The sequence below is a fragment of the Pseudomonas sp. Z1-29 genome (assembly GCF_051131995.1).
In the GTDB taxonomy this organism is placed as follows: Bacteria; Pseudomonadota; Gammaproteobacteria; order Pseudomonadales; family Pseudomonadaceae; genus Aquipseudomonas.
In genome coordinates this window covers 4814293-4836527 of the sequence record NZ_CP071645.1, presented here as the reverse complement: position 1 = coordinate 4836527, position 22235 = coordinate 4814293, and the positions used below count along the sequence as shown (strand labels likewise).

The window sequence follows — 22235 nt, the reverse complement described above, 5'->3', positions numbered from 1 at the left end:
GCTAGAGGTTGCAAAACGTGTCCGCAACACAGGCGGGCCGGCGTGCGGCGGCGGTTGCGCCGGAAAAAAATAACTCCGCTGAATTATCCCAATGACGCCTGGCTGCAGCCGTCCAAGGGATGACCGACGTCCGGCTGGCATCGCACGTAGCGTTTCGGGTGCCGTTGCCAGCGGTTTAGGCTAGAATGCACGGCCTCAAAGCACACCCCCTTCCCGAGGCTGTCCCGAAGATGTTGATCCTGCGCGGCGCTCCTGCCCTTTCTGCCTTTCGCCACAGCAAACTCCTTGAGCAACTGAGCCGATGCGTTCCGGCTGTCAGTGGCTTGTATGCTGAATTCGCTCACTTCGCCGAAGTCACCGGCGGTTTGACCGGCGACGAACAGCAGGTGCTCGCGCGCCTTCTGAAGTACGGTCCCAGCGTTCCCGTCCAGGAGCCGACCGGTCGTCTGTTCCTGGTATTGCCGCGTTTCGGCACCATTTCGCCGTGGTCGAGCAAGGCCAGCGATATTGCGCGCAATTGCGGCCTGGCGAAAATCCAGCGTCTGGAGCGCGGCATTGCCTTTTATGTCGCCGGTGAGTTCAGCGAGGCCGAGGCCCAACTGATTGCCGATGGCCTGCATGACCGCATGACCCAGGTCGTTCTGGGCAACCTGGAGCAGGCCGCCGGCCTGTTCAGCCACGCCGAACCCAAGCCGCTGACCGCTATCGACGTGCTGGGCGGTGGCCGCGCCGCGCTGGAAAAAGCCAACGCCGAGCTGGGCCTGGCCCTGGCCGAAGACGAGATCGATTACCTGGTCGACGCCTTCCAGGGCTTGCAGCGCAACCCGCACGACATCGAACTGATGATGTTCGCCCAGGCCAACTCCGAGCACTGCCGCCACAAGATCTTCAACGCCAGTTGGGACATTGACGGCCAGAGCCAGGAAAAAAGCCTGTTCGGCATGATCAAGAACACCTACCAGATGCACAACGAAGGTGTGCTGTCGGCCTACAAGGACAACGCGGCGGTGATCGTCGGCAACGTTGCCGGTCGCTTCTACCCGAACCCTGAGACCCGCCAGTACGGTGCGGTCCAGGAGCCGGTGCACATCCTGATGAAGGTCGAAACCCACAACCACCCGACCGCCATCGCCCCGTTCCCGGGCGCGTCCACCGGTTCCGGTGGCGAGATCCGCGACGAAGGCGCTACCGGCCGTGGCGCCAAGCCCAAGGCCGGCCTGACCGGCTTCACCGTGTCGAACCTGCAGATCCCGGGCTTTGAACAGCCGTGGGAAAAGCCTTACGGCAAGCCTGAGCGCATCGTCAACGCCCTCGACATCATGATCGAAGGCCCGCTCGGCGGCGCGGCATTCAACAACGAATTCGGCCGTCCGGCCCTGACCGGTTACTTCCGTACTTTCGAGCAGTCCATCAACACCCCGCGCGGTGAAGAGGTTCGTGGCTATCACAAGCCGATCATGCTCGCCGGCGGCATGGGCAACATCCGCGCCGAACACGTACAGAAGGGCGAGATCCTGGTCGGCTCCAAGCTGATCGTCCTCGGCGGCCCGGCCATGCTGATCGGCCTGGGTGGCGGCGCCGCTTCCTCCATGGCCACCGGCACCAGCTCGGCGGACCTGGACTTCGCCTCGGTCCAGCGCGAAAACCCGGAAATGGAACGCCGCTGCCAGGAAGTCATCGACCGTTGCTGGCAGCTGGGCGAGCAGAACCCCATCAGCTTCATCCATGACGTCGGCGCGGGCGGCCTGTCCAATGCCTTCCCGGAGCTGGTCAACGACGGCGGTCGTGGTGGTCGCTTCGAATTGCGCAACATTCCGAACGACGAGCCGGGCATGGCCCCGCACGAAATCTGGAGCAACGAATCCCAGGAACGTTACGTCCTGGCGGTCGGCCCGGCCGACTTCGAGCGCTTCAAGGCGATCTGCGAGCGTGAGCGCTGCCCGTTCGCGGTCGTCGGCGAAGCCACCGCCGAGCCGCAACTGACCGTCACCGACAGTCATTTCGGCAACAGCCCGGTGGACATGCCGCTGGAAGTGCTGCTGGGCAAAGCCCCGCGCATGCACCGTTCGGCCGTCCGCGAAGCCGAGCTGGGGGATGATTTCGATCCGTCCACCCTCGACATCGCCGACTCCATCGAGCGCGTCCTGCATCACCCGGCCGTGGCGAGCAAGAGCTTCCTGATCACCATTGGCGACCGCAGCATCACCGGCCTCGTGGCGCGCGACCAGATGGTCGGCCCATGGCAGGTGCCGGTGGCCGACGTGGCCGTGACCGCCACCAGCTTCGACGTTTACACTGGCGAAGCCATGGCCATGGGCGAACGTACCCCGCTGGCGCTGCTGGACGCCCCGGCGTCGGGCCGCATGGCGATCGGCGAGACCCTGACCAACATCGCGGCCTCGCGCATCGGCAGGATCTCCGACATCAAGCTGTCGGCCAACTGGATGTCCGCCGCCGGCCATCCTGGTGAAGACGCCCGCCTGTACGACACCGTCAAGGCTGTCGGCATGGAGCTGTGCCCTGAGTTGGGCATCACCATTCCGGTGGGCAAGGACTCCATGTCCATGGCCACCCGTTGGAACGATGAAGGCGTGGACAAGAGCGTGACCTCGCCGCTGTCGCTGATCGTGACCGGTTTTGCCCCGGTCACCGACATCCGCCAGACCCTGACCCCGCAACTGCGCATGGACAAGGGCACCACCGATCTGATCCTGATCGACCTGGGCCGTGGCCAGAACCGCATGGGCGCCTCGATCCTGGCCCAGGTGCATGGCAAGCTCGGCTCGCAAGCGCCGGACGTCGACGATGCCGAAGACCTGAAGGCGTTCTTCGCCGTGATCCAGGGCCTCAACGCCGACGGTCATCTGCTGGCTTACCATGACCGTTCCGATGGCGGCTTGCTGACCACCGTGATGGAAATGGCCTTCGCCGGCCACTGCGGCCTGAACCTGACCCTGGACAGCGTGGCCGAATCGGCCAGCGAAATCCCGGCCATCCTGTTCAACGAAGAGCTCGGTGCGGTGATCCAGGTTCGTCAGGACGCCACCCCGGATATCCTCGCCCAGTTCAGCGCCGCCGGCCTGGCCGAGTGCGTCTCGGTGATCGGCCAGCCGATCAACAATGCCCACATCAACATCACCTTCAATGGCGACACCGTCTTTGAAGGCCAGCGCCGCCTGTTGCAGCGCCAGTGGGCCGAGACCAGCTACCAGATCCAGCGCCTGCGCGACAACGCCGACTGCGCCGAGCAGGAATTCGACGCAATCCTGGAAGAAGACAACCCGGGCCTGAGCGCCAAGCTCAGCTACGACGTCAACGACAACGTGGCCGCGCCTTACATCAAGAAAGGCATTCGCCCGCAAGTGGCGGTCCTGCGCGAGCAGGGCGTCAACGGCCAGGTGGAAATGGCCGCGGCGTTCGACCGCGCCGGCTTCAACGCGATCGACGTGCACATGAGCGATATCCTCGCCGGCCGTGTCGACCTGAACGACTTCAAGGGCATGGTCGCTTGCGGCGGCTTCTCCTACGGCGACGTGCTGGGTGCCGGTGAAGGCTGGGCCAAGTCGGCGCTGTTCAACAGCCGCGCCCGCGACGCGTTCCAGGGCTTCTTCGAACGCACCGACAGCTTCACCCTCGGCGTGTGCAACGGTTGCCAGATGATGTCCAACCTGCACGAGCTGATCCCAGGCAGCGAGTTCTGGCCGCATTTCGTGCGCAACCGCTCCGAGCAGTTCGAAGCGCGCGTGGCGATGGTCCAGGTGCAGGAGTCGAACTCGATCTTCCTGCAGGGCATGGCCGGTTCGCGCATGCCGATCGCCATTGCCCACGGCGAAGGCCATGCGGAATTCGAAAGCGAAGAAGCATTGCTTGAAGCCGATCTGTCCGGTTGTGTGTCGCTGCGTTTTGTCGACAACCATGGCAAGGTCACCGAAACCTACCCGGCCAACCCGAACGGCTCGCCACGCGGGATCACCGGCCTGACCAGCCGCGACGGCCGCGTCACGATCATGATGCCGCACCCGGAGCGGGTATTCCGCGCGGTGCAGAACTCGTGGCGTTCGGACGACTGGAACGAAGACGCGCCATGGATGCGCATGTTCCGCAACGCGCGCGTCTGGGTGAACTGAGGCGGTGTACAAACTCTGCTTCTTCGTCCCGGCCAGCCATGTGGACGTGGTCAAAAACGCTGTATTCGCCGCCGGTGGCGGACGGATCGGCGCGTATGACCACTGCGCCTGGCAAGTGCTGGGCCTGGGCCAGTTTCGCCCCTTGGACGGCAGCCAGCCGTTCATTGGCGAGGCGGGGCAGGTCGAGCAGGTCGAGGAATGGAAGGTTGAGCTGGTAGTGGCCGACGGGTTGATCCGGTCCGTGGTGGAGGCCCTGAAACAGAGCCACCCCTACGAGACACCGGCGTATGAAGTGTGGCGCTTGGAGGATTTCTGATCCTCCTCAGGCCGAAATGAAAAACCCGCTGATTGATTCAGCGGGTTTTTTATTGGCTGCGATTCGGTGTACGCAAATCCCGTGGCGAGGGAGCTTGCTCCCGCTCGGCTGCGTAGCAGTCGCAAAAAACCGGGGCCGCTGCGCGACCCAGCGGGAGCAAGCTCCCTCGCCACGGGGATTGTGTGTATCGGATATTTGATGTTGCTTGTGCCGGCCCCATCGCGAGCAAGCTCGCTCCCACAGGGTAGGGTGTGAATCACAAATATCTGCACATCAAAAAAATCCATTGTGGGAGCGAGCTTGCTCGCGATGGCGTACTTCCAGGCAATGAAAGATCAGGCTTTGACATCCGCCTTACGACTCACCACCACCGCCTCCAACGCCCGCCACACCCCGGGCGCTTTTTCCCCCAGCAACAAATGCCACACGCCATCCTCCAGCGCGCTGACCCCCTGGCAGCCAAACGCCTTTAGCTGGCTTTCCGACAATCCCTTACCATCGGCCAATTGCACCCGCAACCGGCTCATCGCCACGCAATCCAGTTGCACCACGTTGTGATTGCCGCCCAAGGCATCCAGCCATTTCTGTGCTTCGACAGCGCCGACCTGTGGTGACGGTTCAACGCTATCCAGTACAGCGACAGGGGCCTTCTGTTCGGAGGAGGGCAATGCCAGGCGGATTTCATCGGCGATGCTGTCAGCCATCGGCCCGACCACCACCTGCAAGCTACCGCCATAGCCCGGGCGAACCACGGCCATGGCGCCGAGGGCCTTGAGCTGGGCGTCGGACGCCTTGTTGCGGTCCACCATGTCCAGGCGCAGGCGAGTGGTGCAGGCGCCGACGGTGATCAGGTTGTCGGCACCGCCCAGCGCCTGGATGTAGGCTGCGGCTCGCTGGTTTTCGGTGATGACCGGTTTGTCGCCCGCCGGCACCTCTTCACGCCCCGGGGTCTTGAGATCGAAGCGGCGGATGCAGAAGTCGAACACCAGGTAATAGATCAGCGCATACGCCAGGCCCACCGGGACGACCAGCCAGCCGTTGGTGGATTTGCCCCAGCCCAGCACCATGTCGATGAAACCACCCGAAAAGGTGAAGCCCAGGTGAATGTCCAACAGGTTGGTCACCGCCATCGACAGACCGGTGAGCAACGCGTGGACCAGGTACAACAGTGGCGCAAGGAACATGAAGGCGAATTCGATCGGCTCGGTGACGCCGGTCAGGAACGAGGTCAGCGCCATCGACAGCAGGATCCCGCCCATCACCTTGCGCCGCTGGGGCAGGGCGTTGCGGTACATGGCCAGGCACGCGGCGGGCAGACCGAAGAGCATCACCGGGAACATGCCGGTCATGAACTGGCCGCCTTTGGGGTCGCCGGCGAAATAGCGGGTCAGGTCACCGGTGACCACCGCGCCGGTCGCCGGGTCGGTGAAGCTGCCGAAGATGAACCAGGCCATGTTGTTGAGGATGTGGTGCAGGCCGGTGACGATCAGCAGCCGATTGAAGACGCCGAACACGAACGCGCCGAAGCTGCCGCTGGCCATCAGCAGTTCGCCGAAGCCGTTGATGCCATGCTGGATCGGCGGCCAGATCAGGCCGAACACGACGCCCAGGCCCACGGCACTGAAACCGGTGACAATCGGCACGAAACGCCGGCCGCCAAAAAACGCCAGGTACTCCGGCAACCGGATGTCCTTGAAACGGTTGTACAGCGCGCCGGCCAGCAGGCCACTGATGATCCCGGCGAGCATGCCCATGTTGATGGTCGCGTCGAGTACCTTCAGCGTCGCGATCATGACCAGGTAGCCGATCGCCCCGGCCAGCCCGGCGGTGCCGTTGTTGTCCCGGGCGAAGCCCACGGCAATGCCGATGGCGAAAATCAGTGCCAGGTTGGCGAAGATCGCCTGGCCGGCGTCGTGAATGATGGCGATATTCAACAGGTCCGTGTCACCCAGGCGCAACAGCAGGCCGGCAATCGGCAGGATCGCGATGGGCAGCATCAGCGCCCGGCCGAGGCGTTGCAGCCCTTCGATGAAATGCTGGTACATGGCGTCTCTCCTTTTTGTTGTTGTTCGACGTGGCTCAGCCCAGAGGCCAGTGTTGGTGACAGGCCTGGCGCACAGCGGCGGCGCTCGGCAGATTCAGCAAATCGGTACTGATGCGGCGGCATTGGGCAGCGTCGAGGTGGCGCACGCGGTCCTTGATTTCACCAATCTGTGGCGGGCTGACCGATAGCTCCCGTACACCCAGCCCGATCAACACCGGTGTCGCCAGGGGATCGGAAGCCAGGGCGCCACACACGCCGACCCAGCGTCCATGCCTGGCCGCGCCGGCGCAGGTCTGGGCGATCAGCCGCAACAGCGACGGGTGCAGGGCATCGACCCGGGCGGCGAGGCCGGCGTGGTCGCGATCCATGGCGAGGGTGTACTGGGACAGGTCGTTTGTGCCGATGGACAGGAAGTCCGCGTGCTCGGCCAGTTGCTCGGCGAGCAGGGCGGCGGCCGGCACTTCGATCATCACCCCCAGATGCGGACGCTCGCCCAGGCCCAGCTCGGTGCCCAAGGCATCAAGGCGCTGGCGGATGTGCAGCAGTTCGTCGACTTCGGTGACCATTGGCAACAGGATTCGGCAGCGATTCAACGGACGGGTCTGCAGCAGGGCGCGCAACTGTTGATCGAGCAATTCCGGGCGTACCTGGGCCAGGCGTATGCCGCGCAGGCCGAGCACCGGGTTGGCTTCGGCCGGCAGCGGCAGGTAATCCAGCTGCTTGTCGCCGCCGACATCAATGGTGCGGATGATCACCGGCCTGTCGCCCATGGCATCGAGCACGGCTTGATAGGCCTGGCGTTGCTCGCTTTCGTCGGGGGCCGTGTGACGGTCGACAAAAAGAAATTCGGTGCGCAACAAACCGACGCCATCGGCACCGTTGGCGAAGGCCTCGCCCGCTTCGGCGCTGGAAGCGACGTTGGCGGCGATTTCGACATCGACCCCATCAACGGTTCGCGCCGGCGTGTGGGCCAGGGACTGATGCCAGGTGCGCAGGGCGGCGCGTTGGGCTTGGGCTTGGCGGACCTGCGTCAGGCGCTCGGCGCTGGGCGTGAGTTCGAGGCGGTCATTGTCAGCGTCCAGCACCACCGTTCGCCCCGGCGCCTGTTCGAGCAGCGCCTCGCCCAACGCCACCAGGCAGGGCAGGCCTTTGCCCCGGGCCAGGATCGCTACGTGGGACGTCGCGCCGCCTTCGGCCATGCATACGCCGGCCACGCCCTGGGCGCCGAGTTGCAGCAGGTCCGAGGGGGTCAGCTCCTGCGCGGCGACAATCGCGCCCACCGGCACGTCGAATTGCCACGCTTCACCAAGCAACACCCGCAAGACCCGCTGACGCAAGTCGCGCAGATCATTGGCGCGCTCGGCCAACAACGTGCTGCCCAATTGCCGCAGCACCTGGCACTGCACGTCGATGGAGCGGCTCCAGGCGTGGGCCGCCGCGCAACCCTGATCAATGGAAAGGTAAGCGGCGTCCAGCAGGACCGGGTCTTCCAGCAGCGCCAGATGAGCGCTGAAAATCGCCTGCTCATCCGCGTGGTGCCGGGCCTTGGCGTTTTCCAACGTAACACCGATGTCGCGGCTGACCTGCTCCAGGGCTTGGCGCAGCCGTTGTCGTTGTTCTTCAACGTCGTGACCACCGGGGTCCTCGGGCAATTGAATGCCCTCCAATCGAACCAGCGGGCCGGTGACCAGGCCGGGTGCGGCGCAGACACCCTGCAGCACGCCATCCTCGGCGGCATGGTTCGGCGCCTGGACCCGTGGCGTGTCGGCGTGAACCTCTTCGGCCAAGGCTGTGGATAATGTCTTCAACAACGCTTGCAACGCCGCTTCGGCATCGCTGCCGCGGCAACTGACATGGACTTCGGCCTGCTCGGTGATTGCCAGGCCCATCATGCCCATCACGCTGTCACACGGCGCCGAGCGGTCGCCGAAATGCAGGTGCGAGCGGCTCTTGAAGCGTTGCGCGGTCTGACGAACCAGGGCGGCGGGGCGGGCGTGCAGGCCACCTCGATGGACGATGCGGATCTGGCCGGACACTTCGATGCCGACCTGCGGTTCATCGCTGCGGGTTTCGCCCGCCGCCCGGGCGACGATATGCAGCAACGGCTCGCCGACCTTGACCGCTTTGAGGGTGATGGGCCGTGCCTGGAAGCGCTCGCCATTGGTGATGACCAGCAGGCTCACCAGGCTTTTGCAGCGCAGTGCCACGCGGTCCAGGTCATAGCGCAGCAACGCCTGCCCGTTGCTGACCCGGGCGCCTTGCTTGACCAGCATCGAGAACCCGTCGCCCTGCAAATCGACGGTATCCAGCCCCAGGTGCAGCAGCAGTTCGGCGCCGTTGTCGGCGCGCAGGGTCACGGCGTGGCCGGTCCGAGCGACATGGATTACCTCGCCGTCACAGGGCGCGTAGAGCGTGTCGTTCAGTGGATCGATGGCAATCCCGTCGCCCATCGCGCCGCTGGCGAACACCGCGTCCGGGACGTTAGCGAGGGTGAGCAGCGGACCGCTGAGCGGGGCGCTGAGGGTCAGCTCTTTATTGTTATTGGGCATGGGCTCGCTCTCTTTGAAATCGGGTTGGCCTTGCGTTAAAAGACGCCGTCGGCTCAGTGGGTTCGGGTGACCTTGCTCAAGTGCCGTGGCTGGTCCGGATCCAGGCCTCGGGCCACGGCCAGCCGGGCGGCCATGCCATAAAAGCTCTGGATCGCCAGGATCGGATCCAGGGCCGGGTGTCCGGCGCGGGACAGGGTCAGGTCGCGTTCGGCAATGTCATCGGGGGCGGCCAGCAGCACCCGCGCGCCGCGTTGGCGCATGTCGGCGGCCAGGCTCAACACGCCGGCCTGCTCGGCTCCCCGCGGAGCGAAGACCAGCAGCGGGTAGTGTTCGTCGATCAGCGCCATCGGCCCGTGACGGACTTCGGCGCTGCTGAAGGCCTCGGCTTGAATCGCCGAGGTTTCCTTGAATTTGAGCGCCGCTTCCTGGGCGATGGCGAACCCGGCGCCACGGCCGATCACCATCAACCGGGTACAGTCGCGCAGGGCCTCGACGGCCGGGCTCCAATCCTGGCGCGCGGCGTCGCGCAAGCCTTCGGGCAACGCGCGGCCAGCCTCCAGTAACTCGGAATCGTCCTTCCAGTGCGCCACCAGCCGCGTGCTGGCGCTGAGGGTGGCGATGAAACTCTTGGTCGCGGCGACGCTGTTTTCGACGCCGGCGCACAGCGGCACGCTGAATTCACAGGCAGCCTCCAGCGGCGAATCCTCGGCGTTGACCATCGCCACGCTCAGCGCGCCACGCTTGCGCAACAGACGCAGGCTGTTCACCAGGTCGGGGCTCTGCCCGGACTGGGAAAAGGCAAAGGCCACCTGGCCGCTGACCTTGAGCGGCGCCTGTTGCAGGGTTACCACCGACATGGGCAACGACGCCACCGGCAAGCCCAGGTGCTGCATGGTCAGGTAGGCGAAGTAACTGGCGGCATGATCGGAACTGCCCCGGGCGACAGTCATCGCCACTTGCGGCGGCTGGCGGCTCAGGCGTCCGGCGATTTCCTGCAGGGCCGGATCCAGCCGCTGCAACTGGCGCTCGACGGCATCGGACGAGGCGAGGGCCTCTTCAAGCATTCTGGAAGACAATGGCTTCTCCTTCGACCATCACGTCGGTCAGGTTCAGGGAACGGTCAAGGCGCACACAGTCGGCCCAGGCGCCGGGGCGCAGGCGTCCGCGTTCGGGCAGGCCGAGGTAATCGGCGGGAAATTGCGACAGGCGTTGCGAGGCTTCGGCGATGGGCAGGCCGATCTTCACCAGGTTGCGCAGGGCCTGGTCCATGGTCAGGGTACTGCCGGCCAGCGTGCCGTCGGCCAGCCGCCCGCCGCCCAGGCATTTGGTCACGGTGTGGCTGCCCAGCTTGTATTCGCCGTCGGGCATCCCGGCGGCGGCCGTCGAGTCGGTGACGCAATACAGGCACGGGATCGAACGCAAGGCCACGCGCATGGCCCCGGGGTGAACGTGCAGCAGATCCGGGATCAATTCGGCATATTGCGCATGGGCCAGCGCCGCGCCGACGATGCCCGGTTCGCGGTGATGCAGCGGGCTCATGGCGTTATACAAATGGGTAAAACTGCTGGCCCCGGCGGCCAGCGCCGCGACGCCTTCTTCGTAGCTGCCGAGGGTATGGCCGATCTGCATGCGCACGCCGCGGGCGCTGAGCGCGCGGATCAAGGCATCGTGCCCGGCGATTTCCGGCGCAATGGTGATCACCCGGATCGGCGCCAGGGCGAGATAAGCCTCCACTTCCGCCGTCAACGCGGTGTGGGCGAAATTCGGTTGGGCGCCGAGTTTTCCGGGGTTGATATAAGGCCCTTCCAGATGCACGCCGAGCACCCGCGCGCTGCCGCCGGGCCGCTGTTCGCAGTATTCGCCGAGGGCCTTTAGCACCCCGGCGATTTCTTCGCTCGGTGCCGTCATGGTGGTGGCGAGCAGCGACGTGGTGCCGAAGCGCACGTGGGTTCGGGCGATCGTCTCGAACGCCGTCGCGCCCTCCATGATGTCCTTGCCGCCACCGCCGTGCACATGCAGGTCGATGAAGCCGGGCAGCAGATAGGGCAGGTCGTTGCTCGCCGGGTCGCAGGGCTGGCCTTCGATGGCCGCGACCTTGCCGTGTTCGTGGACCAGGCGGCCGCGTATCCAGCCGTTGGCGGTGAGGATGTTGTCTTCGGACATGGGAATTCTCTGGTCTCTAGCGCCGCAGCTCGGCAACAAAGTCGTAGTAGTCGTTACGGCAATAGGTGTCGGTGACTTCGATGGGCGTGTTGTCTTCCAGGTAGCCGACCCGCGTCATCAGCAACATCGCGGTGCCGGGGGCGATGCCCACCAGGGCGGCGAATTCATCCGAAGCGTTGATCGCCTGGATGTGCTGCAGCGCGCGAACGACCGGTTTGCCAATGCCATCGAGGAACTCGTACAGCGAATCGCCCACTGCCTGTGGCTTGGGAATGATCGATGCGGGCAGGGTGCTCATTTCAATCGCCATGACCGTGTCATCGGCCTTGCGCAAGCGCTTGAGCCGCGCGACTTTGTCGGTGGGCGACAGGCCCAGGCGGATCAGTTCTTCGTGGGTCGGCGGGGTGATCTCGCGCTCCAGCCATTGCGAACCGGGCACAAAGCCCTTGAGTCGGAGCATCTCGCTGAAGCCGCTGAGGCGTGACAGCGGTTGTTCCAGGCGCGGGGTGATGAACGTGCCCGAACCCTGGTTACGGCGGATCAGGCCTTGTTCGAACAGCACTTCCAATGCTTTGCGGGCGGTGACCCGGGAGATGCCCAGTTGTTCGCTGAGGCTGCGCTCGGACGGCATTGCCTGCTCGGCTTTCCATTGGCCGGCGTGGATGGCGGCTTCCAGGTTGCGGGCCAGTTGCAGGTAGAGCGGGGTGGGTTGGGTATCGTCAGGGCGCAGGGTCTGGATGTCGTTCATGGGGATGTCCGATGCGGTTTTTTTGGGCGTTGTCGCTCGGTAAGTGGGGTGGAAGCTAATACCACTTGAATACCATGTCAACGTGGGATCTGGTTGGTTTTTGGGCGTTTATGGGGTGTTTCGAGGGGGTTGGCTTTAAGTGGTATTACCGGGCGGAGGAGGGTTCGTGAGCGTACGGCGTTGGGTGGTGGTTTCAGGAGGGCAGTGGTATGCATGGGTTGTAAATTAGGGGATTTGATATTTATTTTTTTGCGACCGGAGGGGGCGGCGTGTATATCCGTTGCTGCGGTGATGGCTACTTATGGTTCCGCTTTTACAGCGGGTCACTTTTGGAAGAGCGCCAAAAGTAACCAAAAGCGCTTTGCCCCACCACTCGGCACCTCGCCTGGGCTCGGTGTGCCCTCACTCCGGCATTGCTCCGTGGGCCCGCCGCGAAGGGCCGTCCCTGGCCCAGCGCGGCTATCCCGGCATCCATGCCGGGATGCCCACTCCACAATACCTGCGTTCGGCCATCGTGGTTAACGGGGCGCTGAGATCAAAGTCAAAAGCACGGCAAGAGCAAGAGCAAGAGCCGGCCTGTCTTTGGCGGTGGTACTTCGATCCATCTGTGGGAGCGAGCCTGCTCGCGAAGGCGGAATGTCAGTCGATGAAGAGGCTGGATGTGCCGGCCTCATCGCGAGCAAGCTCGCTCCCACAGGGGCTGTGGCGTACGCAAATTTTGTAGCTGCTGAAGATCCAATGTGGGAGCGAGCCTGCTCGCGAAAGCGGACTTTCAGTTAATGAAGATGTTGGCTGTACCAGCCTCTTCGCGAGCAGGCTCGCTCCCACAGGGGTTGTGGCGTACGCAAATTTTGTAGCTGCTGAAGATCCAATGTGGGAGCGAGCTTGCTCGCGAAGGCGGAATGTCAGTCGATGAAGAGGCTGGATGTGCCGGCCTCTTCGCGAGCAGGCTCGCTCCACAGGGGCTGTGGCCTACGCAAATTTTGTAGTTGCTGAAGACCCAATGTGGGAGCGAGCCTGCTCGCGAAGGCGATGTCACAGCCGATGAAGATGTTGGCGGTACCGGCCTCTTCGCGAGCAGGCTCGCTCCCACAGGAGGAGTGCGGTCCCACCAAAACCAGGTCGGCTTCAGGCCGCCTCGTGGCGGACGTTGATTTCGGCGCCCCGTTAACCACGCTGGCCGAACGCAGGCATTGTGGAGTGGGCATCCCGGCATGGATGCCGGGATAGCCGCGCTGGGCCAGGGACGGCCCTTCGCGGCGGGCCCACGGAGCAATGCCGGAGTGAGGGGACACCGAGCCTTGGCGAGGTGCCGAGTGGTGGGGCAGAGCGTTTTTGGTTACTTTTGGCGCTCTTTCCAAAAGTGACCCGCTGTAAAAGCGGAACCATTACCGGCCGTGACCGCAGCAAAGGATATGTACCCCCATTCAACTCCAAAAAAGCTACCCGAACTCTGTGGGAAACATCCCGGATCAGATGGTTGGTCTGTCAGACGCCCCGAAATTTCCGACATGTTTTTAAGGTTGTCCCTCGGAAGTCAGGGTTCTAGTCTTTGGGCGTCGCTGCCAATTCAGCGACCGGACGTGAGAATCCGAGCATCTCTAGGCGCACAGGCGCCCACCATATAAAGTGCAGGCGCATTTCGCCTATGCATCATGTTATGGCGGCTGTGCGCGGGCACGCTTCTGCGTGGCCGGGTTCCTAGAGTCCGGATTCTCACCCCGCGTACGGCTGCCACCCTCCAGTCCGTGAGAAGACTCGGTGGTAGCTCCATCTCTAGGAGCAAGACCATGATCAAAGAAACCCCAAACCCGCCAAACCCCGCCGACCGCGCTATGGACCAGAATCCCAAGCCGGACGACAGCGACTCAGAACCCCAACCCTCGACCCAACTGTTCAACGTGACGGACTGCATCGACACCGAAACCCTGCTAGCCAACCTCAGCGAAACCCTGGCCTCGGCCAATGCAATGCTCAGCGACCTGGCATTCAGTCTCGAAGGCTCACGACGGCACGTAGCATTGGGAGTGGTGCAGATGATTGAGCTCGGGGAATTGCTGACAAACAAGGCCTTGGATCGGGTCGAGCTTCGGATTTGATGCCATAAGTAATGGCCTCATCCCTAGCACGATGCGGGAACGCCAGGCCCCCTGTGGCGAGGGAGCTTGCTCCCGCTGGGTTGCGCAGCGACCCCAAGGCCAGCAACTCAATCTGCCTGATACACCGCGCTGTCGGGTCTTGGGGCTGCTGCGCAGCCCAGCGGGAGCAAGCTCCCTCGCCACAAAGGCTCCTTGCGCAGTTACGGGCGAATCTCGATCATCGTCCCATCCGGCACCAGGTTCCACACCTCACGCATATCTACATTGCGCATGGCGATGCAGCCATCGGTCCAGTCCAGCGTATGGAACAACTGCTCAGGGTTCTCCTCCGAATCCGGCGTGCCGTGGATCATGATCATTCCCCCCGGCTCCACGCCTTCGCGGCGGGCGCGGGCGGCGTCGCTGATGTTGGGGTAGGAAATGTGCATCGACAGATAGAAGCGCTCACTGGTCTTGCGCCAGTCCAGCCAGTAGAAACCTTCGGGGGTGCGCTTGTCGCCTTCGATCAGCTTGGGGCCTTTCTTGGCGCCCTTGCCCAGGGAGATGCGATAGGTCTTCAGCGGCTTGCCGTCGTTGATCAATTGCAATTGATGGGCGGACTTCAGCACCAGGACTTTTTCAATGACCTTGCCGTTAAAGGTTCCCACGGCGGCGGCTTGGGACACAGCGGTAAACGACAGGCAGAACAGGACAAGCAACCAGCGCATTAAAACGATATCCCTAGAGGTGTCGCGACTATATTGATGTTCAGGTATTGGCAGGCTGGGCCAGCGGCGGTATCGACTCGGATCGCACCGGGAAATCCTCGGCCCGTCGGTCCGCGTAAAAGTATTCCAGGGTACGGCCCACCGTGCGGAAAGCCAGCTCGTCCCACGGAATCTCGGTTTCTTCGAACAGCTGCACTTCCAGGCTCTCGGGCCCGGCGGCAAAATCCATGTCGACCAGCTCTGCGCGGAAGAATACATGCACCTGGCTGATGTGCGGTACGTCGATCAGCGTATAGATGCTCAGGTTTCGCACCCGGGCGCAGGCTTCCTCGGCGGTTTCACGGACGGCGGCCTGCTCGACGGTCTCGCCGTTTTCCATGAAGCCCGCCGGCAACGTCCAATAACCGCGGCGCGGTTCGATGGCACGGCGGCATAAAAGGACTTTGCTACCCCAGGTCGGTACACATCCGGCAACGATATTGGGGTTCTGGTAATGGATGGTGTGGCAGGTGTCGCAGACGAAGCGCAGGCGCGAGTCGCCCTCGGGTATGCGCTGGGTCACCGGGTTACCGCACTGGCTGCAGAATTTCATGCTTGGATTCCTGGAGGCTGCGCCTATCTTGGCGTGTGCGGGCGGGTATCGGCAAGTTGTCGTTTCGCGACATGACGTGGTCCCGGGGCTTGGGCCGCTTGGCTGATTGGTGCATGATGCTAGGCAGCGAATAAATCGAGAAGTCTCATGCTGGACGAGCTACTGCATCGAGTAAGCAACCATACGCCGCGTGATCTGGAGACCGATCGGCGTTTCCCTGAAGCGGCGGTGCTGGTGCCGATCACCCGCAGCGACGAGCCGGAACTGGTCCTGACTTTGCGCGCCAGTGGGCTCTCGACCCACGGCGGCGAAGTGGCTTTCCCCGGCGGGCGCCGCGACCCGGAAGACCCGGACCTGATCTTCACTGCCCTGCGCGAAGCCGAAGAGGAAATCGGCCTGCCGCCTGGCCTGGTGGAAGTGATCGGCCCTCTCAGCCCGCTGATTTCCCTACACGGCATCAAGGTCACCCCCTATGTCGGGGTGATTCCCGATTACGTCGAGTACCAGGCCAACGATGCCGAGATCGCCGCGGTCTTCAGCGTGCCGCTGGAGTTTTTCCGCAAGGACCCGCGCGAACACACCCACCGCATCGATTACCAGGGGCGCAGCTGGTACGTGCCCAGTTATCGCTTCGGCGAATACAAGATCTGGGGCCTGACGGCGATCATGATCGTCGAGCTGGTCAACCTGCTGTACGACGCGGGTATCGACCTGCACACACCGCCCAACAGTTTCATCAATACCTGACGCCCCGAGGACTTCCATGAAATACCGCCTGGGCGATGCCCGTGTCGAAACCCACCCACAGAGCTGGGTTGCGCCCAACGCCACGCTGGTGGGCAAGGTCCGCCTCGAAGAAGGCGCCAACGTCTGGTTCAACGCCGTGCTGCGCGGCGACAACGAACTGATCCTGATCGGCAGGAACAGCAACGTGCAGGACGGCACGGTGATGCACACCGACATGGGCTTTCCGCTGACCATCGGCACCGGCGTGACCATCGGCCACAACGCGATGCTCCACGGCTGCACGGTGGGGGACTACAGCCTGATCGGCATCAACGCGGTGATCCTCAACGGCGCGAAGATCGGCAGGAATTGCATCATCGGCGCCAACTCGCTGATCGGCGAAGGCAAGGAGATTCCCGATGGTTCGCTGGTGATGGGCTCGCCGGGCAAGGTCGTGCGCGAGCTGACCGAGGCCCAGAAGAAGATGCTCGAAGCCAGCGCGGCGCACTATGTGCACAACTCGCAGCGTTATGCCCGCGACTTGGTCGAGCAAGAACAATGAACCCGGCTGAACGTCCGGTTCCCTCGCCCTGCGTGAACATCTGCGCGCTGGATGATGACGACATCTGCACCGGCTGCCAGCGCACGGTGGCGGAAATCACCCGCTGGAGCCGGATGGACAATGAAGAGCGGCGCGGCGTCCTGGCGTTGTGTCACGAACGGGCCAAGGCCAGTGGGTTGGTGTGGATGTTGCCGGCAAAACCTTGATGTATTCACTGTGGCGAGGGGATTTATCCCCGCTGGGCTGCGCAGCAGCCCCAGATCAAGCTCCAGGTGGTGTCAGGAAAAACGCATAGCCTTTTAAAGGGGCCGCTACGCAGCCCCGCGGGGATAAATCCCCTCGCCACAGATAATCACGGTGATTCTTAGTGGGGCCGCCGCCCCAGCCACCAATCCAATCCCACCACCCCCAGCGCGATCCCGACAAACCCCGCCAATATCCCCCCGGCGTTGATCAGTACCTGTGGATAACCCAGAGTCGCAACATCGATGAAAGGGTAGGGGTAAGCCGCCAGCAGATTGCCACGCAGCAGGATATAACCGAAGTACACCAAGGGATAAAGCATCCACAGCCCGATGTGGCGCAGGCGCAAGCTGCCCTTGGGCACGCAGAACCACCAGTAGCCGATGAACAGCACGGGCATCACGTCATGCAAAAGTTCGTCGGCAATGAACTGCCAGCCTTCGGGTTGCCAGAGATGGCGCAGCAGCAGGCTGTAGGCCAGGCCGACCAGGGCAATGCTCACGGCGATGCCGCTGCATACCGCTGGCCCGAGGAACCAGCGCCGCGCCGCTGAATCGCGGTGGGTCAGTTCGAAGCTCAGCACCACGGCCACCAGCGTGTTGGTCAGCACCGTGAAAAAACTGAAGCAATTCACCAGCCCGCCCAGCAGGCTCGCGCCCAATTCCCAACGCCCGAGCAAGATCAGATACAACTGGATGCTCAGTCCCGCCCAGCCAAGCAGTGCCGCCATCGACACGAAACCGCGCCGCAGGGGAATTCCAACGCCCACGACTCAGACCGGCCGTTTCGTGCGCATCAGCTTGATGTACAGGCGCTCGACTTTTTCCCGCGCCCACGGCGTCTTGCGCAGGAAGGTCAGGCTCGACTTGATGCTGGGGTCGCTCTTGAAACAGCGGATATCGATGCGTTCGGCCAGGCCCGACCACTCGTAGTGCTGCACCAGGGCATTGAGGATCTGCTCCAGCGTCACGCCGTGCAGTGGGTTGTCGTTGTGTTCGGTCATGAAGCCTGTACGCCAGGTAAGTGATATGCCGCGCACCTTAGCCGAGGTGCCGTTCGGGTGGAAGCGCCGCGCTTTGAAAGCAGTGGCCGCGTCGTTGAAGCCCGTTTGACTGTTACCGAATCCGAAAGGATCCATGTTGGTAAAAGCGCTTTCTCTATTTGTAACAGAACATTATCCTTGCGCAGCCAGCTGAAACGCTTCTCCTGCCGCGCCAGAGCCTTTGCGTTTGTTCAATCCTTAAAAAAGATCAAGAAATCCCTCTTTATGTTTGATGTTCAGACTCTGCCAGACAGCGCTGTCCGGCTTCGCTGACAGGCGGACGACACGCCGATTGGCGGGATCCAGTCGTCGTTCTGATGGCCAACGCAAGCCCAGCGGCAGCGCGTCGACCGATCACTTTTTTACTGAACCATGCCTGCGCGAGATCGTCATCTAAAGTGACTGCTTGCGCGGGACTCTTTAAAACGTCACGGAGATACACACTATGAGCACTGAGGGTGCTTTGAGTCGAAGCCGTCTGCTACCGAGCCTGCTCGGCATTCTGCTTCTGTTGATGGGCCTGGCCCTGTTGGCCGGGGGAATCAAGCTGAGCACGCTCGGCGGCTCGCTGTATTACCTGCTTGCCGGTATCGGCCTGGCGCTCACCGGCGTCCTGCTGATCCTGGCCCGCCGTGCGGCGTTGGGGCTGTACGCGCTGGTGCTGTTCGCCAGTACCGTTTGGGCCCTGTGGGAAGTGGGCCTGGACTGGTGGCAACTGGTGCCGCGCCTGGCGATGCTGTTTGCCCTGGGCATCGTCTTGCTGCTGCCATGGTTCCGCCGCCCGTTGCTGACTGCCGATGCGTCGCCGATGGGCACCCGCGCATTGGGCGCTGCGGTGATCATCGCGGGTATCGCCGCGCTCGCCAGCCAGTTCACCAACCCGGGTGAAATCAAGGGCCAACTGGACCGCGACAGCGTGCCCGGCATGGCCAACACCGCACCGGCGATGCCGGACGGGGACTGGAACTCCTACGGCCGCAGCGCCCACGGCGACCGTTATTCGCCGCTGGCGCAGATCACCCCGCAGAACGTCGGCCAGTTGAAGGAAGCCTGGACGTTCCGCACCGGTGACCTGCCAGGGCCGAACGACCCGGGCGAGACTACCGCTGAAAACACCCCGCTCAAGGCCAACGGCATGCTCTACGTGTGCACGCCGCACAGCCAGGTGATTGCGCTGGAGCCTGAAACCGGCAAGGAAATCTGGCGTTTCGATCCGAAGCTTTCCACGCAGAATGCGGAAAACTTCAAGGGTTGGGCCCACATGACCTGCCGCGGTGTGAGCTATCACGATGACGCCGTGTACGCCTCGGCCGAGCAGAGCCCGACCGGCGCCGCCAGCACCACGCCCGCCAGCACCGTGTGCCCACGACGGATCTTCCTGCCAACCGCCGACACCCGCCTGATCGCCCTCAACGCCGACACCGGCAAGATGTGCGAAGACTTCGGCGACAAGGGCCAGGTCGACCTGACCGCCAACATCGGTGGTTTCACCGCCGGCGGTTACTACTCCACCTCGCCGCCGGCGGTCACCCAGAACCTGGTCGTGATCGGCGGCCACGTCACCGATAACGTTTCCACTGACGAGCCAAGCGGTGTAATCCGTGCCTACGACGTGCACACCGGCAAACTGGTGTGGAACTGGGACAGCGGCAACCCGGACGACACCACGCCGATTGCCGAAGGCCAGACTTACACCCGCAACTCGCCAAACATGTGGTCGATGTTCAGCGTCGACGAAAAACTCGGCATGCTCTACCTGCCGATGGGCAACCAGACGCCCGACCAGTTCGGTGGTTTCCGCACGCCCGAGTCGGAAAAATACGCTGCCGGCCTGACCGCGCTGGACATCGCCACCGGCAAGGTGCGCTGGTACTTCCAGTTCACCCACCACGACCTGTGGGACATGGACGTCGGCGGCCAGCCGACCCTGATGGACCTCAAGACTGCTGATGGCGTGAAACCGGCCGTGCTGGCTTCGACCAAGCAGGGCAGCATCTATGTGCTGGACCGCAGCAACGGCCAGCCGATCGTGCCGATCAAGGAGATCCCGGTGCCGCAAGGCGCGGTGGAAGGCGACTTCACTTCACCGACCCAACCGATGTCCGACCTGAACTTCGTGCCGCCGGTCCTTAAGGAACGCGACATGTGGGGCGTGACCCCGTTCGACCAGATGCTGTGCCGGATCGACTTCAAGTCGCTGCGCTATGAGGGCATGTTCACACCGCCGTCGTTGCAGGGCTCGATCGTCTATCCAGGCAACTTCGGTGTGTTCGACTGGGGCGGTATCTCGGTGGATCCGGTGCGCCAGATCGCTTTCGTCAACCCGAGCTACATGGCGTTCAAGTCGAAACTGGTGCCGGCGGCTGAGGTTGCTGGCGGCCCGGGTCGCAAGAGCGAAACCGAAGGCGTGCAGCCGAACAAGGGCGCGCCGTACGGCGTAATCCTCGAGGCGCTGCTTTCGCCAATGGGCCTGCCTTGCCAGGCGCCGGCCTGGGGTTATGTGGCGGCCGTTGACCTGACCAACAACAAAACCCTGTGGAAGCATAAGAACGGCACCGTGCGCGACAGCTCGCCGGTTCCGATCCCGCTGAGCATGGGCGTTCCGAGCCTGGGCGGCACGTTCACCACCGCCAGTGGCCTGGCGTTCCTGAGCGGCACGCTTGACCAGTACCTGCGCGCCTATGACGTGAAGAACGGCAAACAGCTGTGGGAAGGCCGCCTGCCCGCCGGCGCCCAGACCACGCCGATGACCTATACCGGCAAGGACGGCAAGCAATACGTGCTGGTCGTAGCCGGCGGCCATGGCTCGCTGGGGACCAAGCAGGGTGATTATGTGATCGCCTACAAGCTGCCGGATTAAGCAGAACCGCGCCCAAGAAAAAGGCGACACCCTTGCGGGTGTCGCCTTTTTTAATACTTCGATCTCACACACGCTTTTGTGGCGAGGGGATTTATCCCCGCTGGGCTGCGAAGCAGCCCCTCAGAACAGTCACCCCAATCTGTCTGATCCAACGAGTTGTCTGGTTTTAGGGCTGCTGCGCAGCCCAGCGGGGATAAATCCCCTCGCCACAGATGAGTCTTCTAGCCACAAGGATTGTGCTTAGCCTTGGGCTTTTAGAGTTCGATCTTGACCGCCTGCGAAGCCCGGGTTGCCTTGGCGCGGGCGGCTTCGATGGATTCGTCGCGGGCCAGGGCCACGCCCAGGCGGCGTTGGCCGTTGACTTCCGGCTTGCCGAACAGGCGCAGGGCGGTGTCCGGTTCGCTCAGGGCGGCGCCGAGGTTGGCGAAGGCGGTCTGCGTCGACTGGCCTTCCACCAGAATCACCGCCGAAGCCGATGGGCCGAACTGGCGGATCAGCGGAATTGGCAGACCCAGAATGGCGCGGGCGTGCAGGGCGAATTGCGACAGGTCCTGGGAGATCAGCGTCACCAGGCCGGTGTCGTGCGGGCGCGGCGAGACTTCGCTGAACCACACCTGGTCACCCTTGATGAACAGTTCGACGCCAAACAGTCCACGACCACCCAAGGCCTCGGTCACTGCCTTGGCGACGCGCTCGGATTCGGCCAGGGCCACCGGGCTCATGGCCTGTGGCTGCCAGGATTCCTGATAGTCGCCCTTTTCCTGACGGTGACCGACCGGTGCGCAGAACGTGGTGCCGCCGACGTGGCGCACGGTAAGCAGGGTGATTTCGTAGTCGAAGTCGATGAAGCCTTCGATGATCACCCGGCCCTTGCCGGCGCGGCCGCCTTCCTGTGCGTAGTCCCAGGCTTTCTGCACGTCATCGGCACTGCGCAGCAGGCTCTGGCCCTTGCCCGAGGAACTCATCACCGGCTTGACCACGCATGGGAAACCCAGGGTCTCGACGGCCTTGCGGTAGTCTTCCACGGTGTCGGCGAAGAAGTACGGCGAGGTCGGCAGGCCGAGTTCTTCGGCGGCCAGGCGGCGGATGCCTTCGCGGTTCATGGTCAGTTGCGCGGCGCGGGCGGTAGGGATCACGGTGAAGCCTTCGGCTTCCAGTTCCACCAGGGTCGCGGTGGCGATGGCTTCGATTTCCGGCACGATGTAGTGCGGCTTCTCGGCCTCGATCACTGCGCGCAGGGCCGCGCCGTCGAGCATGTTGATCACGTGGCTGCGGTGGGCCACTTGCATGGCCGGCGCGTTGGCGTAGCGATCCACGGCAATCACTTCAACGCCCAGGCGCTGCAGTTCGATTACCACTTCCTTGCCCAGCTCACCGCTGCCACACAACAAAACGCGGGTCGCGGTGGGCGACAATGGGGTTCCGATACGGGTCATCTGAAGGTCCTCAAACAGGAG

Annotated in this window: 18 protein-coding genes; 8 read left to right on the top strand and 10 right to left on the bottom strand. The window is 63.4% G+C overall.

What is annotated here, in order from left to right; genetic code table 11:
- Positions 1-230: 230 nt before the first annotated feature.
- Positions 231-4127, top strand: a complete 3897-nt coding sequence (gene purL / locus J3P84_RS22025) for a phosphoribosylformylglycinamidine synthase (RefSeq protein ID WP_434625868.1) — start codon at positions 231-233, stop codon at positions 4125-4127.
- A gap of 4 nt (positions 4128-4131) precedes the next feature.
- Positions 4132-4443 carry an NGG1p interacting factor NIF3 gene (locus J3P84_RS22020; protein WP_434625866.1) on the top strand — a complete coding sequence of 104 codons (312 nt, stop codon included), beginning with the start codon at positions 4132-4134 and terminating at the stop codon, positions 4441-4443.
- Between the two features lie 335 nt (positions 4444-4778).
- On the opposite strand, the gene nagE is transcribed toward J3P84_RS22020, so the two are convergent.
- Genes nagE through J3P84_RS21995 form a run of 5 tightly spaced genes read right to left on the bottom strand, consistent with a single transcriptional unit; the run spans position 4779 to position 11947 of the window.
- Positions 4779-6488, bottom strand: coding sequence for an N-acetylglucosamine-specific PTS transporter subunit IIBC (gene nagE, locus J3P84_RS22015; protein ID WP_434625864.1), 1710 nt, complete (start codon positions 6486-6488; stop codon positions 4779-4781).
- Positions 6489-6522: 34 nt separating this feature from the next.
- Positions 6523-9036: a phosphoenolpyruvate--protein phosphotransferase gene (gene ptsP / locus J3P84_RS22010; protein ID WP_434625862.1), complete on the bottom strand. Its 2514-nt coding sequence runs from the start codon at positions 9034-9036 to the stop codon at positions 6523-6525.
- Positions 9037-9089: 53 nt separating this feature from the next.
- On the bottom strand, positions 9090-10112 hold the full coding sequence (locus J3P84_RS22005) for an SIS domain-containing protein (RefSeq protein ID WP_434625860.1): 1023 nt from the start codon (positions 10110-10112) through the stop codon (positions 9090-9092).
- On the bottom strand, positions 10093-11199 hold the full coding sequence (nagA, locus tag J3P84_RS22000; RefSeq protein ID WP_434625858.1) for an N-acetylglucosamine-6-phosphate deacetylase: 1107 nt from the start codon (positions 11197-11199) through the stop codon (positions 10093-10095). The genes J3P84_RS22005 and nagA overlap by 20 nt, the downstream gene beginning before the upstream one ends.
- Positions 11200-11215: 16 nt before the next feature.
- Positions 11216-11947, bottom strand: coding sequence for a GntR family transcriptional regulator (locus J3P84_RS21995; RefSeq protein ID WP_305496537.1), 732 nt, complete (start codon positions 11945-11947; stop codon positions 11216-11218).
- 1790 nt (positions 11948-13737) lie between these two features.
- Here J3P84_RS21995 and J3P84_RS21990 point away from each other — a divergent pair.
- Positions 13738-14046 (top strand): DUF6124 family protein, encoded by a 309-nt coding sequence (locus J3P84_RS21990; RefSeq protein ID WP_434625854.1) that lies wholly within the window; start codon positions 13738-13740, stop codon positions 14044-14046.
- A 200-nt stretch (positions 14047-14246) separates the two neighbouring features.
- Here J3P84_RS21990 and J3P84_RS21985 read toward each other — a convergent pair whose 3' ends face one another.
- Both J3P84_RS21985 and J3P84_RS21980 read right to left on the bottom strand, forming a co-directional pair.
- On the bottom strand, positions 14247-14753 hold the full coding sequence (locus J3P84_RS21985; RefSeq protein WP_434625852.1) for a L,D-transpeptidase family protein: 507 nt from the start codon (positions 14751-14753) through the stop codon (positions 14247-14249).
- Between the two features lie 40 nt (positions 14754-14793).
- Complete coding sequence (locus J3P84_RS21980; protein ID WP_434625850.1) at positions 14794-15345, bottom strand: NUDIX hydrolase; 552 nt, start codon at positions 15343-15345, stop codon at positions 14794-14796.
- Between the two features lie 147 nt (positions 15346-15492).
- On the opposite strand from J3P84_RS21980, the gene J3P84_RS21975 reads away from it, so the two are divergent.
- Genes J3P84_RS21975 through J3P84_RS21965 form a run of 3 tightly spaced genes read left to right on the top strand, consistent with a single transcriptional unit; the run spans position 15493 to position 16839 of the window.
- Complete coding sequence (locus J3P84_RS21975; protein ID WP_434569685.1) at positions 15493-16092, top strand: CoA pyrophosphatase; 600 nt, start codon at positions 15493-15495, stop codon at positions 16090-16092.
- A gap of 16 nt (positions 16093-16108) precedes the next feature.
- Positions 16109-16633, top strand: coding sequence for a gamma carbonic anhydrase family protein (locus J3P84_RS21970; RefSeq protein ID WP_305496527.1), 525 nt, complete (start codon positions 16109-16111; stop codon positions 16631-16633).
- Complete coding sequence (locus tag J3P84_RS21965) at positions 16630-16839, top strand: DUF1289 domain-containing protein (RefSeq protein WP_434569683.1); 210 nt, start codon at positions 16630-16632, stop codon at positions 16837-16839. The genes J3P84_RS21970 and J3P84_RS21965 overlap by 4 nt, the downstream gene beginning before the upstream one ends.
- A gap of 158 nt (positions 16840-16997) precedes the next feature.
- On the opposite strand, the gene J3P84_RS21960 is transcribed toward J3P84_RS21965, so the two are convergent.
- Together J3P84_RS21960 and J3P84_RS21955 are read right to left on the bottom strand one after the other, a co-directional pair.
- Entirely contained in the window at positions 16998-17606 is a 609-nt protein-coding gene (locus J3P84_RS21960; RefSeq protein WP_434625847.1) for a Pr6Pr family membrane protein, read from the bottom strand.
- 42 nt (positions 17607-17648) lie between these two features.
- Positions 17649-17879 carry a VF530 family DNA-binding protein gene (locus tag J3P84_RS21955; RefSeq protein WP_434569681.1) on the bottom strand — a complete coding sequence of 77 codons (231 nt, stop codon included), beginning with the start codon at positions 17877-17879 and terminating at the stop codon, positions 17649-17651.
- Between the two features lie 57 nt (positions 17880-17936).
- On the opposite strand from J3P84_RS21955, the gene J3P84_RS21950 reads away from it, so the two are divergent.
- Positions 17937-18191, top strand: a complete 255-nt coding sequence (locus J3P84_RS21950; RefSeq protein ID WP_434625845.1) for a hypothetical protein — start codon at positions 17937-17939, stop codon at positions 18189-18191.
- A 172-nt stretch (positions 18192-18363) separates the two neighbouring features.
- A complete protein-coding gene (locus tag J3P84_RS21945; protein WP_434625843.1) occupies positions 18364-20778 on the top strand; it encodes a glucose/quinate/shikimate family membrane-bound PQQ-dependent dehydrogenase in 2415 nt (804 codons plus the stop codon).
- A 254-nt stretch (positions 20779-21032) separates the two neighbouring features.
- On the opposite strand, the gene purT is transcribed toward J3P84_RS21945, so the two are convergent.
- Positions 21033-22214: a formate-dependent phosphoribosylglycinamide formyltransferase gene (purT, locus tag J3P84_RS21940; protein WP_230151134.1), complete on the bottom strand. Its 1182-nt coding sequence runs from the start codon at positions 22212-22214 to the stop codon at positions 21033-21035.
- Between the last annotated feature and the right edge of the window lie 21 nt (positions 22215-22235).

Excerpts from the sequence above, each read along its gene's own strand:
- purL (WP_434625868.1), top strand. The coding sequence starts at position 231 with ATGTTGATCCTGCGCGGCGCTCCTGCCCTTTCTGCCTTTCGCCACAGC.
- nagE (WP_434625864.1), bottom strand. The coding sequence starts at position 6,488 with ATGTACCAGCATTTCATCGAAGGGCTGCAACGCCTCGGCCGGGCGCTG.
- ptsP (WP_434625862.1), bottom strand. The coding sequence starts at position 9,036 with ATGCCCAATAACAATAAAGAGCTGACCCTCAGCGCCCCGCTCAGCGGT.
- nagA (WP_434625858.1), bottom strand. The coding sequence starts at position 11,199 with ATGTCCGAAGACAACATCCTCACCGCCAACGGCTGGATACGCGGCCGC.
- J3P84_RS21995 (WP_305496537.1), bottom strand. The coding sequence starts at position 11,947 with ATGAACGACATCCAGACCCTGCGCCCTGACGATACCCAACCCACCCCG.
- J3P84_RS21990 (WP_434625854.1), top strand. The coding sequence starts at position 13,738 with ATGATCAAAGAAACCCCAAACCCGCCAAACCCCGCCGACCGCGCTATG.
- J3P84_RS21985 (WP_434625852.1), bottom strand. The coding sequence starts at position 14,753 with ATGCGCTGGTTGCTTGTCCTGTTCTGCCTGTCGTTTACCGCTGTGTCC.
- J3P84_RS21980 (WP_434625850.1), bottom strand. The coding sequence starts at position 15,345 with ATGAAATTCTGCAGCCAGTGCGGTAACCCGGTGACCCAGCGCATACCC.
- J3P84_RS21975 (WP_434569685.1), top strand. The coding sequence starts at position 15,493 with ATGCTGGACGAGCTACTGCATCGAGTAAGCAACCATACGCCGCGTGAT.
- J3P84_RS21970 (WP_305496527.1), top strand. The coding sequence starts at position 16,109 with ATGAAATACCGCCTGGGCGATGCCCGTGTCGAAACCCACCCACAGAGC.
- J3P84_RS21965 (WP_434569683.1), top strand. The coding sequence starts at position 16,630 with ATGAACCCGGCTGAACGTCCGGTTCCCTCGCCCTGCGTGAACATCTGC.
- J3P84_RS21960 (WP_434625847.1), bottom strand. The coding sequence starts at position 17,606 with ATGGCGGCACTGCTTGGCTGGGCGGGACTGAGCATCCAGTTGTATCTG.
- J3P84_RS21955 (WP_434569681.1), bottom strand. The coding sequence starts at position 17,879 with ATGACCGAACACAACGACAACCCACTGCACGGCGTGACGCTGGAGCAG.
- J3P84_RS21945 (WP_434625843.1), top strand. The coding sequence starts at position 18,364 with ATGAGCACTGAGGGTGCTTTGAGTCGAAGCCGTCTGCTACCGAGCCTG.
- purT (WP_230151134.1), bottom strand. The coding sequence starts at position 22,214 with ATGACCCGTATCGGAACCCCATTGTCGCCCACCGCGACCCGCGTTTTG.